At 42.8% G+C, this 14,379-nt stretch carries 18 protein-coding genes; all 18 read left to right on the top strand.

All coding sequences use genetic code 11. The features are described 5' to 3' along the window. Window positions 1-7: 7 nt before the first annotated feature. The 18 genes from ACZ42W_RS11975 to ACZ42W_RS11890 all read left to right on the top strand — a co-directional run bounded on the left by ACZ42W_RS11975 (window position 8) and on the right by ACZ42W_RS11890 (window position 14,378). Complete coding sequence (locus ACZ42W_RS11975) at window positions 8-538, top strand: YeeE/YedE thiosulfate transporter family protein (RefSeq protein WP_464165585.1); 531 nt, start codon at window positions 8-10, stop codon at window positions 536-538. Then, window positions 539-1,120, top strand: coding sequence for a YeeE/YedE thiosulfate transporter family protein (locus ACZ42W_RS11970; RefSeq protein ID WP_464165584.1), 582 nt, complete (start codon window positions 539-541; stop codon window positions 1,118-1,120). A 2-nt stretch (window positions 1,121-1,122) separates the two neighbouring features. Then, window positions 1,123-3,330 carry a molybdopterin-dependent oxidoreductase gene (locus ACZ42W_RS11965; protein WP_464165583.1) on the top strand — a complete coding sequence of 736 codons (2,208 nt, stop codon included), beginning with the start codon at window positions 1,123-1,125 and terminating at the stop codon, window positions 3,328-3,330. An 11-nt stretch (window positions 3,331-3,341) separates the two neighbouring features. Further along, entirely contained in the window at window positions 3,342-3,917 is a 576-nt protein-coding gene (locus tag ACZ42W_RS11960) for a 4Fe-4S dicluster domain-containing protein (RefSeq protein WP_464165582.1), read from the top strand. 50 nt (window positions 3,918-3,967) lie between these two features. Beyond that, window positions 3,968-4,864, top strand: coding sequence for an NrfD/PsrC family molybdoenzyme membrane anchor subunit (gene nrfD, locus ACZ42W_RS11955; protein WP_464165581.1), 897 nt, complete (start codon window positions 3,968-3,970; stop codon window positions 4,862-4,864). A gap of 15 nt (window positions 4,865-4,879) precedes the next feature. Beyond that, the gene (locus tag ACZ42W_RS11950; protein ID WP_464165580.1) at window positions 4,880-5,335 is read left to right on the top strand and encodes a QcrA and Rieske domain-containing protein; all 456 of its coding nucleotides are present in this window, start codon (window positions 4,880-4,882) and stop codon (window positions 5,333-5,335) included. Beyond that, entirely contained in the window at window positions 5,332-5,958 is a 627-nt protein-coding gene (locus tag ACZ42W_RS11945) for a cytochrome b N-terminal domain-containing protein (RefSeq protein ID WP_464165579.1), read from the top strand. The genes ACZ42W_RS11950 and ACZ42W_RS11945 overlap by 4 nt, the downstream gene beginning before the upstream one ends. Before the next feature lie 12 nt (window positions 5,959-5,970). Then, window positions 5,971-6,336: a hypothetical protein gene (locus tag ACZ42W_RS11940; protein WP_464165578.1), complete on the top strand. Its 366-nt coding sequence runs from the start codon at window positions 5,971-5,973 to the stop codon at window positions 6,334-6,336. 3 nt (window positions 6,337-6,339) lie between these two features. Further along, a complete protein-coding gene (locus ACZ42W_RS11935; RefSeq protein ID WP_464165577.1) occupies window positions 6,340-7,827 on the top strand; it encodes a hypothetical protein in 1,488 nt (495 codons plus the stop codon). A gap of 156 nt (window positions 7,828-7,983) precedes the next feature. After that, entirely contained in the window at window positions 7,984-9,273 is a 1,290-nt protein-coding gene (locus ACZ42W_RS11930) for an FAD-dependent oxidoreductase (RefSeq protein WP_464165576.1), read from the top strand. 81 nt (window positions 9,274-9,354) lie between these two features. Further along, entirely contained in the window at window positions 9,355-9,513 is a 159-nt protein-coding gene (locus tag ACZ42W_RS11925) for a hypothetical protein (protein WP_464165575.1), read from the top strand. A gap of 113 nt (window positions 9,514-9,626) precedes the next feature. After that, entirely contained in the window at window positions 9,627-10,247 is a 621-nt protein-coding gene (locus ACZ42W_RS11920) for a methyltransferase domain-containing protein (RefSeq protein ID WP_464165574.1), read from the top strand. Between the two features lie 319 nt (window positions 10,248-10,566). Next, window positions 10,567-11,925, top strand: coding sequence for a radical SAM protein (locus ACZ42W_RS11915; protein WP_464165573.1), 1,359 nt, complete (start codon window positions 10,567-10,569; stop codon window positions 11,923-11,925). A gap of 85 nt (window positions 11,926-12,010) precedes the next feature. Continuing rightward, entirely contained in the window at window positions 12,011-12,214 is a 204-nt protein-coding gene (locus ACZ42W_RS11910) for a DUF362 domain-containing protein (RefSeq protein WP_464165572.1), read from the top strand. Then, window positions 12,207-12,398 (top strand): histidine kinase, encoded by a 192-nt coding sequence (locus ACZ42W_RS11905; protein ID WP_464170982.1) that lies wholly within the window; start codon window positions 12,207-12,209, stop codon window positions 12,396-12,398. Before ACZ42W_RS11910 ends, ACZ42W_RS11905 begins: the two co-directional genes overlap by 8 nt. Then, the gene (locus ACZ42W_RS11900; RefSeq protein ID WP_464165571.1) at window positions 12,388-13,077 is read left to right on the top strand and encodes a hypothetical protein; all 690 of its coding nucleotides are present in this window, start codon (window positions 12,388-12,390) and stop codon (window positions 13,075-13,077) included. The genes ACZ42W_RS11905 and ACZ42W_RS11900 overlap by 11 nt, the downstream gene beginning before the upstream one ends. 20 nt (window positions 13,078-13,097) lie before the next feature. Then, window positions 13,098-13,814 (top strand): cytochrome c biogenesis CcdA family protein, encoded by a 717-nt coding sequence (locus ACZ42W_RS11895; RefSeq protein ID WP_464165570.1) that lies wholly within the window; start codon window positions 13,098-13,100, stop codon window positions 13,812-13,814. A 15-nt stretch (window positions 13,815-13,829) separates the two neighbouring features. Continuing rightward, the gene (locus tag ACZ42W_RS11890; RefSeq protein ID WP_464165569.1) at window positions 13,830-14,378 is read left to right on the top strand and encodes a TlpA disulfide reductase family protein; all 549 of its coding nucleotides are present in this window, start codon (window positions 13,830-13,832) and stop codon (window positions 14,376-14,378) included. Window position 14,379 lies beyond the last annotated feature (1 nt).

Genomic DNA, 14,379 nt, shown 5'->3' with positions numbered 1-14,379 from the left:
GAAAAAAGTGGGTTTGAATCAACTTATGAAGAGAAAAACGTGGTCTCCTTGGGTTGCGGGCGTGCTGTTAGGGATAACGGCTACAGCATCTTATCTTCTGGCAGATAAGACGATTGGGTCTTCAGGTGGAATAGAAAGCATCGATAGCATGCTAGCGAATATATTTCACCTAAGCTGGGCGAATTCGATGTATTTTAAATACCAGATGCCACCTGTTATCTCCTTTCAAGTTGTTTTATTTATCGGTATGCTTTTGGGTGCCTTTGTTTCAAGCAAATGGTCTAAGGATTTCAAGTTTAGGATGATGCCAGATCAGCAATGGACTCAAAAATTTGGACCGAGTAAAGCTAAACGCTGGTTCATGATTTTTATCGGAGGAATCATCCTCGAGTTCGCGGCGGGGATTGCAGGTGGGTGCACTAGTGGTTTGGCCATTTCCGGAACGATGCAACTTTCTCCAGCGGGGCTCATTTTCATTGGAGGGTTATTTGTTACCGGCATTATCACAACGAAGCTTTTATACGGGAGGGATTATTAAATGACAGCGTATATCGTGCCTTTAGTTATTGGATTTTTCTTTGCGTTTTCACTCCAGAAGGCTGGGCTTGGACATTATCATCGTATCGTCAATCAGTTCCGTTTTAAGGATAACACCATCATGAAGTTCATGATGACTGGCATTTCTGTGGGTCTAGTTGGTATCTATGCCTTAAAGGATTTGGGCTTGATCCAGCTGGATCAAGTACCATCGACTTATATCGTAGGTAATCTCATTGGAGGACTGCTCTTTGGCGCAGGTATGGCCTTAGCTGGCACCTGACCGGGTACGTTGATCACAGGTTGTGGTCAGGGAAATTTAGACTATTTGATTCCGGGACTTTTAGGCTTTCTCACGGGAGGGGTTATTTTTGGTGTTACTTATCCCTCTATCTTTCTAAAAATTTCTACCATGGCTTCTTACGGACAAAAGACACTTGAAGATTTATTTCAGGTGAATCACTGGTTGTTTATTACACTCTTTGTCTTATTTACGCTAGTATTCTATATCGGTTCAAAAATTGCAGAACAATCGAGTGAAGCCAAACTAGAGAATCTCAGTTCTGAAGGAAGGGAGGTTTAAAGGTGTCCAAAGTTTATACTTGGGACCAATTATTCAGTCGCCGTACGTTTATCAAAGGTGCAGTTGGAGCTGCAGCTCTCGGAGCAACGGCTGGAAAAACTCTCTTATCACCGAATATAAGCTGGGGTGCAGATAACACCGTTCAGTCAACGCCTGGGGATACAAAGTATATACACTCCATCTGTGAACAATGTGTTTGGCGCTGTGGGGTTATTGCAAAGATAGTTGATGGCGAGGTCAAAAAATTAGAAGGGAATCCTAACCATCCAAATAACCTCGGGAAACTATGCCCCCGCGGAAATGCAGGCATCGAAACGCTATATAGCCCAGATCGAATTAAGTTTCCGCTCATTCGGGCTGGAGCACGGGGAAGCGGGTTATGGCGTAAGGCATCCTGGGATGAGGCCTTAAGCTATACTGCTGACCAGATGAATAAGATTAAAGACAAGTATGGCGCTAAAGCAATGATGTTCAATTCCACGGATAATCTATCCCAACCGTTTTTCGAGATCCTTTTAAAGGCTTACGGGACACCTAACTATGGGACACAAAGAAGCTTATGCTTTAATGCGATGACAACAGGATTCTTGTATACCTATGGGGTACCACAGCCAGGGACGGATTACAGTAACTGTAAGTATATCATTTTTACTGGACGAAATCTGGCCGAAGGGATTTCTAATAATGAGACCCAGGAAATGATTGAGATGATTGCCAGGGGAGCTAAGGTCATAGTTCTTGATCCCCGCTTCAGCAAGACTGCTGCGAAGGCTACCGAATGGTTAGCTGTTCGCCCGGGAACAGATTCCGCTTTCTTTCTGGCGATGATTCATATTATCATCGGTGAAAATCTCTATAACAAAGAGTTCGTAGATCGATACACTCAAGGATTTGAGGATTTAGCGAACGAGGTCAAAGAGTATACCCCCGAGTGGGCAGAGAAAAAGTGTGAGATCTCGGCAGACACAATTCGGCGGATTGCCCATGATTTTGCAGCGGCTGCTCCTGCCGCTATCGCTCATCCAAATTGGCGTACTTCGAATTTCACTAATTCGTTTCAAACGGAACGAGCCATTGCAGTTCTCAATGCTTTAATCGGAAACTGGGCGCAACCGGGTGGATTAATTCCAGATCAGGAAATCAATACCGTTAAACTCGGAGTCCTTTCTCATCCTCCGTTTCCACCTGCTCAGGGTATGCGCCTAGATGGGGTGCCTTGGCAATATCCTCTGGTTCCCTTATCCTACGGGGTTATCCAAACCATGCGAGATAATATTTTGACCGGTAAACCTTACGAGGCTAAGGGATGGCTCATTTCGCGCCAAAATCCCGTGCTCTCTATTCCCGAACGTCAAAAAACCATAAACGCTCTGATGAAGTTAGATTTTGTGGGCGTAATTGATATTCAAGCAAATGATACTGCCTATTATGCCGATGTCATTCTCCCGGAATCCAGTTATCTAGAACGCTATGACGGGTTGATTCCAATTGGCAATAAAATCTTTATTCGTCAGCCTGTAATTGAGCCTCTTTATGATACAAAAAGCAGCTTGATGATTTATAAGGAGTTAGTGGATAAGCTCGGGCTTGGGGAATTCTTACCCTATAAAGATGAAAAGGATTTGCTCAATTTGCAATTAGAACCCTTTCAGGTAAGCCTTGAGGAATTACAGAAAGCTGGACATTACGAAGAAAAGAACTTTAAAAAAGATTTTTATAAAGACTTTGAATTCCAAACGAGTAGTGGCAAGATCGAAATCTCTTCAAGTATCATGGCGCAAATGGGGAAGAAGTCAATACCTACTTGGGACGAGCCGCCACGGCCCAACCCAGATCAATACTACCTCCTCACGGGAAAAACGGCCCAACACACTCAGATGTTTACCCAGAATAATCGATGGCTTTTAGAGGTTTATCCTGAGAATAAGGCAACAATCCATACCTCAGTTGCTCAAAAGCTTGGTGTGAAAACGGATGATGACGTGGTTATCGAGAGTGAGGTTGGAAAAGTTCAAATTAAGGTCAATGTGACAGAGGGGATCCGCCCCGATTGTATATTTATGGTTGGCGGCTTTGGGCACATCAGCAAAGGATTAAAAGTGGCCTATGGTCTAGGGGCAAGTGATTCAGCCTTGCACAAAACAGTCACAGATCCTATTTCAGGGGGTTCGGCTTTAAGTGAAACGTTCGTCTCAGTGAGGAAGGCTTAGGAGGAAAGAAAATGACAATGCGCATGGGGTTTGTCATTATTACGTCGCGTTGCATCGATTGCGATGCTTGTATGGTGGCTTGTCGTGCCGAAAATGAAGTACCACTCGGGCACACGCGTAATTGGGTAAAGGGGAGTGGAGTTCAAGGTCTGTTTCCTAAGGTTAAGGAGATGTTTGAACCCGGAAATTGTATGCATTGTGATCACCCAACCTGTGTAGATGTTTGCCCAACGGGTGCCTCTCAAAAGAGGCTGGATGGAATCGTCATTGTTGATGACAGCAAATGTATTGGGTGTAAATACTGTATAACGGCCTGCCCTTACAATGCGCGTTTTCCTAATCCTGTAACGGGAAAGGCAGATAAGTGTACACTCTGTTTACATCGTCTGGAGCAAGGTCTAGAGCCTGCATGCGTTCATACTTGTTTGGGCAAGGCGCGCCAGGCTGGCGATTTGAATGCCCCAGAGAGTATCGTTTCAAAGTTACTGTCAAAGTATCCGACTCGTCAGTTATTAAAACCCTTAGGAACCGGACCGAACATTTACTATATCGATGAACTTGTTCCCGAAATACCTGAAGGAAAGTGAACTCGTCCAGCTAAACATGGACATCAATAACCAACTAGGAGGTATCCTTAGTGGAAGTAACCTGGGGTTTAATGATTGTTATATACCTCTTCACCGCAGGACTGAGCGCTGGAGCGATGTTAACTTCTAATATAGCTTTGCTTCGTGGCGGCGAAGCGTTTGAGCGGATTAGTCGCTGGGGTGCCTATATTTCACCTTTTCCAATTGCTATGGGAACCGGTATGTTGTTATTGGATTTGGGAAGCCCCTTTAACTTTTACCAGTTGTTTCTCACGTTACAAGTTAAATCACCTATGTCCTATGGAAGTTGGGCAATTTTTTTGTTTACAGGTTTGAGCTTTATTTACTTTTATCTCTGGCTTCCAGAAAAGGTTCAAATCCTTGGACGCCTGAAAAACGGGGAACGATGGAAGAACCGATTTGCCAAATTCATGCCCGTTTTGGCAGTAATTGTGGCCTCCTACACAGGTATCCTTCTTAATGCCGCAAAACGAGCATTATGGTCTACCCCCTTACTTCCTGTATTGTTTTTTGTGTCAGCTTTGTCTACAGGGATAGCTGCTGTAATTTTACTGGCTTCGTTCAGTCGCAGAAACCGTGCCCGACATGGAGAATTGAATTTTCTGGTTCGATTTGATTTAATATTAATTGTTGTCGAAGGTATAATTTTTGGGTTAATGTTTATCCTTGGAAGGTCGAGTTCTTTAAGTGAAGCTAGTGCGTTTAGGTCTTTGTTAGTTGGTGACTTTGCCTGGATTTTTTGGCTTTGTATTGTTGGACTAGGCTTAATCCTGCCCCTAATACTGGAATTACTCGAACTTAAAGGCAAAATTCCTGTAAAGTGGGCGGTACCAATTACGTTGAGTAGTAGCTTTCTGGTCTTATTGGGCGGATTTTTCGTGCGTTACGTCATGACCTATGCAGGTCAATCGTCCAGCTGGTTTTAAGGGGGGCGCTTGGAGATGCCAAAGGAATATCAATGGACCAGACGTACGGTTCTCCGCCTTGCTTGGGTAGGAGTCGTAGCAACTGGCGTTTTGTCGCTTGAGCCTCTGGTTAAATATCTTAGAAGTGACGAAGACCAGCCACAATCCCCTATTGTAACTTATAATAAAGAGTTGGAGATCAACACGGACTGGCAACAAGTAGCGAATACGCGTACTTGGGTAAAACGAGATGATCTAGGTAGTATGGCTGTCCTTGCAACCTGTACACATCTAGGCTGTGAGGTTAAGTATCAATCAGAAAAGGGACAGTGGCTTTGTCCCTGTCATGGAAGTATCTATGACAGGGAGGGCAGGCCAACCTCAGGTCCTGCCCCTAAGGCTCTTTCGCGCGTGGCCGTTGAGATTAAACCTGATGGTTCGTTGATTGTGAATACTGCAAAAAAGGTAGAAATGGATGCGCGGGCAAAATGAAAAGTCAGTCGAATTTTTTTAATCATATAAGACCACGTTATGTTGCCAAAGTGGCTCTTTCCCTTGTGTATACCTTTTGTCTAGGTGGATTAACCTTTTTGGCCTTCTTAGTCTTGGGGATCACAGGACTTCTATTAATGTTCCATTATCAACCTGGGGAAGGTACAGGGTTCAATAGCATACTCAATCTTGCATCTGTTATCCCTTACGGGGGAGTCATACGGAATCTCCATTTCTGGGCAGGTCAAGTTATGGTTGTCACCGTCAACTTGCATATGCTACGCGTTGTCTGGACTCACTCTTATAAGCCACCCAAGCAGTTGAATTGGCTTGTGGGGGTGGGTCTTCTCCTTTTGGTTTTAATTTTAGATTTCACCGGATACCTTCTACGCGGTTCCCAAGAAAGTGGTGCTGCAGCAACTGTGGCGGTTAGTATCTTAGAATTAATCCCGGGTATAGGGCTGCCAATTTCTCAGATCCTATTGGGTCGGCCTTCAGCTCTAGGGGGCAGTACTCTCATTGTCTATGTTTGGCATTGTTTCCTGTTTCCATTAGTTGCTTTTTTATTACAACTTTATCATTTCTGGCGTATCCGTAAAGATGGGGGAGTACGCCCACTCTAGGGGGGAGACCTGATGGAACGTTCACCTATAAAACGGCTTGTTGAAAAAGAGGGAATCGCGACACTGTTATTTTTGATTTTCTGTACCGCGCTCGCCCTGAAGTTTGCGCCAGGTATTGGATCGAGCAATCTAGCACCTGCCGTCGGGCACGCAGTTGCACCCTGGATTTTTGGCCCTATCCAAATCCTTTTGCTTTATCTTCCGACGTGGTTAGGTGCGATTATTTATCCTGTGATTGTTATTACAGGACTTTTGGGGTTACCGTGGCTTGTTGACCGCTTCGGAGTCAAATTCGGCCACTCTGTCTTTATAACCCTCTTTGGCAGTACCCTCGTTCTTCTTATGGTGTTCTTTCTGAAAGAATTTTGGTGGAAGTAAATTATGGAAAAGAAATTATTTTTACTAACAAGCCTTTTACTCGTCCTCATGGTAATACTTACGGTAAAACAGGAGTCCACTAAGGACTGGACAACATATCAGGAAAAGTATTTTGTACAACAAATCGCCCATTTAAAAGTAGAGTTGGGCTATGCAAAAGATTTAGAAGGCCAAAAGAAACTTGACCAAGAAATTGAAAGTTATGAAAATCGAGAACCTGAGATCATCAATCTCGTCCTGCCTAATGGTCAAGTCGAACGTTGTAAAACGTGCCATATTGGAATCGAAGAAATTTCGGATTCTCATCCTAGTAATACGTTTGGGTGTGCAGTGTGTCATGGTGGAAATCCTTTGTCACTCGACAAAGAAACTGCACATTCCCAAATGAATGGAAAAGGTCACCCTGGCTCGTTAGATGCTGTGACTTTAAGCTGTGGAGGAACAGGCGTAGATGGTGTGTCGTGTCATAGTGGCAACCAAGAAACTGAGAAAAATGAAGTGGACCTTGTAAAGACATCCATAATGTCCACGAAAGCAGGAGAGTTAAGTTCCATACGCATTATGTTAGGTATAGATAAAACCAAGGATGTCCCCAATCTAACGAAAGGACAACTTGCGTTCCTTTTTCCCAATCCTTTAGAGGGAAGGCCCAAAGAAAATTTGTTTAAGCAAGATTGCCTAAGTCAATGTCATCAAAGTGGGGGTAATATTCCTACCTTTGTTACACAAAATGATCGGAGTAGTGCCCAAAATAGTGCTTTAAGTAGCGCTCATAATTACGCTGAAGGAAATGGTTGCGAGGTATGTCATGTCTTAACGAATCCCACACATGACTACGCAGGTGATGACGTTACGCTAGAGGGCAACACAAGCGGACGTGGAATGACACATCGTTTAACGACCGAAATTCCGTACACGCAGTGCAATCAATGCCATAATCAAGGAACACATGATCCCATCAATATGAAGTTCACCGTACGCGAGGATGAAAGTAAGATAATCAGAGATTGGACAGCAGGCGAAATTACAAATTCGGATCGCGTGCAAGATTACTACTTGCCGGGTGAAATATTCGCTCAGTGTGAAGTAAGCCTCGATTGTATTGACTGTCATACACGTCAGGATGTCATGGGAGATAACAAATTATGGACCTCACAATATGATGCAGTGCATATTAAGTGCATGGATTGTCACGGAACCTCGGAAAAACTTCCGCAAACCAAAAAAATTGTTAGTCATCAAGACGTAGCTTTTGAAGAGAAAATCACCAATACGAATTTTCCATCCTCGGAACTCGGAGATGAAATACTCCTTTCTGAAAAGGGGGAAGAGTTGCCCTTTCTACGTCATAAAGAAAACGAGTGGCTTCAAGTGAGTCGTGTCACAGGAAAAACGTTCAATATACCTCAAGTCCTGGGAAGTAATTGTCAGCAAAACCCGAAGGAACAAGGAGCAGATTCTTGCCATAAATGTCATGATCAAACTCACTGACAAGTTAAAGTTGTATTGACAAATCACTTAACTTTGAATATATTATTTATATACTCATTAGATACCCTTAGGGGGTATAGGTATATATAAAAGTGTGAGTAGGGATAATAGCTAATCTGAGTAATACACTTTAACGTGCAAAGGAGCAGTAGTAATATGAATGAAACTATTTTTCATTTAACGACAGAAGAATTTGAATATGAATTAAAGAATCATCAAGGTTTGTTAGTCTTAGATTTCTTTTCTGAGGATTGTCCCCCCTGTGAACAGCTTGCTCCAATTTACGAAAGAATGGCTGAGAAATTCCCTCATGTCAAGTTCGTCAAGATGATGCGCCAAATGCACCGTCCATTAGCAGAGCGCTTTGGGGTAAAAGGTAGCCCGACTGTTCTTTTCTTTGAAAATGGCCAAGAGGTTGGCGAACGCTTGGGCGGATACATCGCTAAATCTCTATTGCGAGTGACTTTGGAGAATTTACTAGGCATAGAAAATGAGCAAATTGAAAAAGAAGTAATTGAAGCCGATGTGCTTGTTTTGGGTGGCGGCCCAGCAGGTTTAACCACAGCAATTTATTCATCTCGCGCTAAGTTGAGGACGATAGTGATTGATGAAGGTCTCCCGGGCGGGCAAGCAGCCACTACGTACCACATAGCCAATTATCCTGGTACGCCAGGAACCCTTGGTGGGAAAGCTTTAATGGAAAACATGATTCAGCAGGCGAAAAGCTTTGGAGCTGAAATTCATGACCTGAAAGAGGTCTTCGATATCGACTTAAGCCAGGCAATTAAGGAAATTGTGACAGAAGACGCGATTTATCGTGCACCTGTCGTGGTGGTTGCCACAGGTTCTGAGGCTCGGCGCCTTCCCATAGAAGGGGAAGCGGATTTCCGTGGAAATGGAGTACACTATTGTGCCACTTGCGACGGTGCAATGTATCAAGATGCTGAGAATGTTGTTGTTGTCGGAGGTGGGGACTCTGCCCTGGAAGAAGCGGTTTACCTCTCTCGATTTGCAAAGCACGTTACGATTATTCACCATTCTGAGAATTTGCGAGCGTCAAAAACTGCTCAAGAAGTAGCAAAAGCAAATAATCAGATTAGAATCCTTTTGAATTCCGAGGTGCGTTCACTGGCTGGGGAAAAACATTTAACTGGAGCTACGATTGAAGATGTCAAGACTCATGAAATGAGTGTGGTTAAGGCTAGTGCGGTATTCGTGTATATCGGAATGACACCTCGGACGCAAATGCTGAAAGATCAGTTGAAAGTGAATGACTGGGGATATATTGAGGGAAATGATGAGATGATGACGAATATCGAAGGTGTCTTTGTGGCTGGAGATGTTCGGAGTAAGACCGTTCGCCAAGTCGCAACCGCCGTTGGGGATGGAGCTATAGCTGCAGTCAATGCGGAACGCTATCTAGCTACAAGAAGTCAGATAAAGTAAGTGATTAGGTTTACGCTTTTAAGAGTAATATATATAAATGGGGAAACTTGTAAGGAAATTAATCTAAGGAGGTTTTCCCATATGAACATCGATTTAACTGGAGACGAGATCAATATCCTTCTAAAATCAGGTAATAACTGTCTCAATACCTGTCAAGAGAGCGGATTAGGTCATCGGTGCCCGGATTGCCAAAAGCTGCAACATGTGTTGAATAAACTCCAAGCGGGGGCTAGTCTATAAAAGTTTTAGAGGAAAGTGGAAATGTAGCTTTAAACACTTGAGGTTTGCTGTATGCAATATATTAGATGAAGAGAGTGGTATACCCCGTAGAGGGTTGGGGAGTGGAGGAAAACGTGTCGACTTTCGAGATTGTGAAAAGGTATACAACTGAAGATGTAAATGCGAATTTGAGTTGTGGCGGGAATATTATATATCTGGAACTGAAAATGGGAGAAAAGGTTCTTGACTTAGGCTGTGGACGTGGTGGAGAAACTATCGAAGTAGCTCAACGTATCGGTCCAAAGGGATTCGCCTGGGGGCTCGATATAACTCCTCGAATGATCGGATTTGCTCAGGAACGGGCTCATAATGAACAGATCCAAAATGTTGAGTTTCTTTTAGCATCTATGGATCATATTCCCTTAGAAGATGATAGTTTAGATGCGGTTCTAAGTAATTGCGCGATTAACCATGTCGAGGATAAAGTCGCCGTCTATCATGAGATTTATCGTGTTCTTAAGCAGGGCGGGCGCTTTGTGGTTTCAGATATCATGACAGAGCTGCCTCTGCCACAGGAAATAAGAGAAGACCCCAAAGCCGTCGCGGACTGCTTTGGGGGAGCGATTACCGTTCAGGAATATGAAGCTGCCCTAAATCAAGCGGGTTTTTCTAAAGTAGATGTGTTTAAAGAACGGCGCTATATGAAAAATGGGTATAAAATGATTAGTCGTACTTTTCAAGGGCGAAAAACCTAATTGGTGTTAGGATCTTTATATTTTCTCTGTAGTTTTTTGCTGTAACTCAAGTTTTTACTTGAAAGGGGGTGAGAAAGAATGCGTCCAATCACATCAACATCTTCGGCCTGCTGTAACACAAGTCTAGCACTCACCGTTGCTCAATGTTGCTCGAAGTCTTCCCAAATCGTCTCGGGTTGTCACGACTGATTCGTGTGGCGGCAGAAAGGTTCTGTCGCCTTTTTAACATGGATTTTACCCTTTAGTGGTGAAGATATATGGAGAAGAAGCATATTGATTATTTAAAAGATAAGAACTTTAATGAGAAATGGGTGGGAAAATGTACTTTAGTCAATATAATTTGATTTTACCAATGAAAGAGAATCAAAAGTTCCCTTATGCAATTTTGAACTCGCTTTCGGGAGGATTTGACCTTGTCCCTGAAGAAGATTATGAGAAACTGATGGCCTTGAAGCGTGGAGAATCAGTCGAGGATTCAGAGTTCATGAGTTACTTGCAAAGGAGGGGTTACCTTTACTTAGATAAGGCCGCTGAAGACCAACGTCTGCAAGAGCGTTGGCCGGAGTTTAATAAAGCGCTTCATGAGACTGCACCTCAGGTTCTTTTTGTACCCACGTATACTTGTAATCTAGCCTGTCCCTATTGCTATGAAAACGGGATTAAGCATAAAAAAGATTTGGTAAGCAAGGATACCGTCGACGCTTTCTTTAGACATTTAGGCAAGCAATTTCCAGATCAAAAGCCGTTTATCACCTTATTTGGTGGGGAGGCTTTACAAAATTCAACGAGACAAAAGGAAATGATTGATTATATCGTCAAAGAAGCAGCCCGTAAAGGATATGCTATATCGGCTGTTTCAAATGGATATGATCTAAAGGAATATCTGGATATCTTGGGGCGGGCTGAGATTAAGGAAATCCAAATTACGCTTGATGGTCCCAAACCTGTCCATGATCAACGCCGCCCAACCGCGGGCGGTCAAGGTACTTATGATAGGATTATGGAGGGGCTCGAAGAAGTAATCCAAAGGAAAGTGCCGATTAATCTTCGCACAGTAGTGGATAAGACAAATTTTGAGGATTTGGTGCTTTTGGCTGAAGATTTGGATAGTCGAGGTTGGCTTGATCTTCCCCCCCAACGTTTTAAAACGGCTATTGGTCGTAACTATGAATTATTCGAGTGTTATGCAACTCCTCAGCACCTATTAGGTCATGCAGAGCACTGGGCGATGTTTATGGAGTTAGCAGAAAAATCCCCAATTCTTAAGAAATTTCATACCCCAGAATTTAAAGGAATCAATTATCTCGTTCAGACCAGCGAACTTTACTTGCCTACGTACGATACCTGCCCCGCGTGTAAAACAGAATGGGTCTTCGATCTCTATGGAGACATTTATGGATGTACTGCGTCCGCTGGACAGGATGAATATAAATTAGGCACTTTTTATCCGGAGTACCAGATTAAAGATCAAGAAGTTAAAGAATGGCAAGAACGTAGTATCCTAACCATCCCAGAGTGTAAAGACTGTGACGTTAGTTTAATCTGTGGTGGCGGATGTGGGGCTATTGCAAAAAATCGAACAGGTCGTGTACAGGGACCTGATTGCCGACCCATTAAAAAATTACTCACTTTAGGGTTAGAGTACTATGACGATCAAATTCAAAAAATTGGCTATTAGAGGATAGAGCATGGTTTACAGGAAAGTATAAGTATTAAGTAAGACGAAGTGAGCGTTGGAAGAGGACGCTAGAGGGAGGGGTTTGATGTCGGCGTATATCTTAGAGAAGTTATGTCGTGGGTGTCAACGCTGTGTTCATACCTGTCCACAAAACGCAATTCAAATGGTGGCACATAAGGCGATTGTTAATTCCGAATTATGTATTGAATGTGAAGAGTGTGTAGATGTCTGTATGCAGGGAGCGATTACTTTCCGTGAGGATGGGGGAAAGGAAAGTGCCCATGGGTGAAAATCAGAAAACAATTAATGAAGTGAATCTCCAAAAACTGCAGATGTCGTTAAGTGACCTGCGAGCTCGTTTGCCAGCTCACTCAGTTAAACCTGAAATGATTATTCAATTAGAGGATTTAGAAGAGGAAATCGAAAACCTTCAAAAACTTTTAGACGGGGATAAAAATAAAGATGAATTCTAGTCTTCAACTTGGACCGTTTGTACTCAAACTTCAGTGGTTAGTCATCATTCTTTCCGTTTTCGTCGGGTATTTTGTTGCAAGGTACCGTTTAAAGAGAATCACGGGTTTAGAAGAAATAGTTAAAGAACGAATCATTGAAGCGATTGAAAAGAGTATAGTTATTGCACTGCTAACATGGAAATTCAGCCTACTTCTTCTTGATCCGGTGCGAGTAGTAACCAATCCTTTATCGATCATATACTACTCTGGGGGAGAACTTGGGATCTGGCTCGCAATTATTCTCCTTTTTCTATATTTCTATTATCATTCAAAGAAAGAGCATATCTTGATTGGGGTTTACGGGGATTTAATAGCTGCTGGCTCTTTAGTCGGGATGATGGTGTACTCACTATTTGCTCTTTTGGGGAATCAACAAACGGTAGGGGTTTATGGGAGTCAGATCCTTTTACTAATACTTCTGTATCGACTTTACTTTAGGAAAGATAAAGGTACAGCTAACCTTAGAGACCTGAATCAGGCGTTAATATGGTTTAGTCTTGGCCAGGTTTTCATTGCGTTTTTGAGTCCATTGAAACGGTATTTTTGGTTGGGCTTTTCCGAGTTGCAGATCATCATTCTAATACTTGCTGCATTTTGCATTATTATCGATTTTTGGTGGCCGAAGAACCGGGCTGATTAAGATGTTTGGGGAGGAATTTTATGGAGGAGGTCTCCGTTCTATTTGCGTTCACGGCAGGAATCTTATCGTTTCTATCACCGTGTGTGTTTCCTTTGATTCCTGCTTATGTAGCAAATCTTACGGGTTCAACGTTCTCTGATAATCGGATAGAGGTTTCTAAACGCCTATTATTGATTCGTTCGATCAGTTTCATCCTTGGCTTTAGTATAATATTTGTGATAATGGGGGCATCCGCTAGTGCTGTGGGCCGTCTATTTGCTCACAATCGAGATTTTATTCAGAAGGTTAGTGGAGTATTAATTATCGTCTTCGGTTTACAAATGGCAGGAGTGCTGAAACTTCGTTTTCTGATGATGGAAAAACGGTGGGAAGGAAAACAAAAGAAGGAGACCTCAGCTTGGCGTTCCTTCATCCTAGGGATTTCGTTTGGAGCGGGCTGGACTCCCTGTGTTGGATTGGCCTTATCGTCTATCCTTTTACTGGCCGGCTCTGGAAATACGGTTTATAGCGGAATGTTTATGCTCTTAGTTTATTCCCTGGGTCTGGGAGTCCCGTTTCTAGCCATTTCCATAATCATCACGTATTCTTTTAAAGTTGTAAAATCCATTAATCGACGCTTAGGGTTGCTCTCTACTATTAACGGGTGGATTTTGGTGGGTATGGGGCTATTATTGTACTCTGGCCAATTACAGAAGATTAGTGCTTGGTTATCCAGATTTACGTATTTTGTGAGCTAGAGGAGACGTGAAGCAATGAAGAAATACTTAGCAGTTGCTGCTTTTATTGGCTTGGTTATTTGGGGATTCTATAGTGCCCAAAATACCGACTCTAAATCGAATGCGACTTCCTCTAACACAAACCAATTAATAGTAGGTTTTGAAGAAGGAAACTTAGCACCGGATTTTGCGTTGAAAAGCGTAGAAGGAGATCCCATAAAACTTTCAAGTCTTAAAGGGAAAAAAGTAATTTTGAACTTCTGGGCAAGTTGGTGTCCACCCTGTCGCCAAGAAATGCCCGATATGGCAAAATTCTATGTTGATCAAAAGGACAAGGGAATTGAAATCTTGGCTGTTGATTTAACCAATACAGAAAAGAGCAGGGAAGATGTAACAAGTTTTATGAAAGCAAATGATATTACATTTCCAGTGGTTCTGGACGAAACCGGGAAGGTTAGTAAGTCGTACGATGTAGCATCTATTCCGACCAGCTTTATCATCGACTCTCAAGGAGTGATTCAACGGAAGCTTGTTGGACCAATGACCTACAATTCCATGAAATCAATGCTTGGTAGCATTAAATAAT

The organism is Desulfitobacterium elongatum, assembly GCF_055378975.1.
This window is presented reverse-complemented; position numbering and strand designations above follow the sequence as displayed.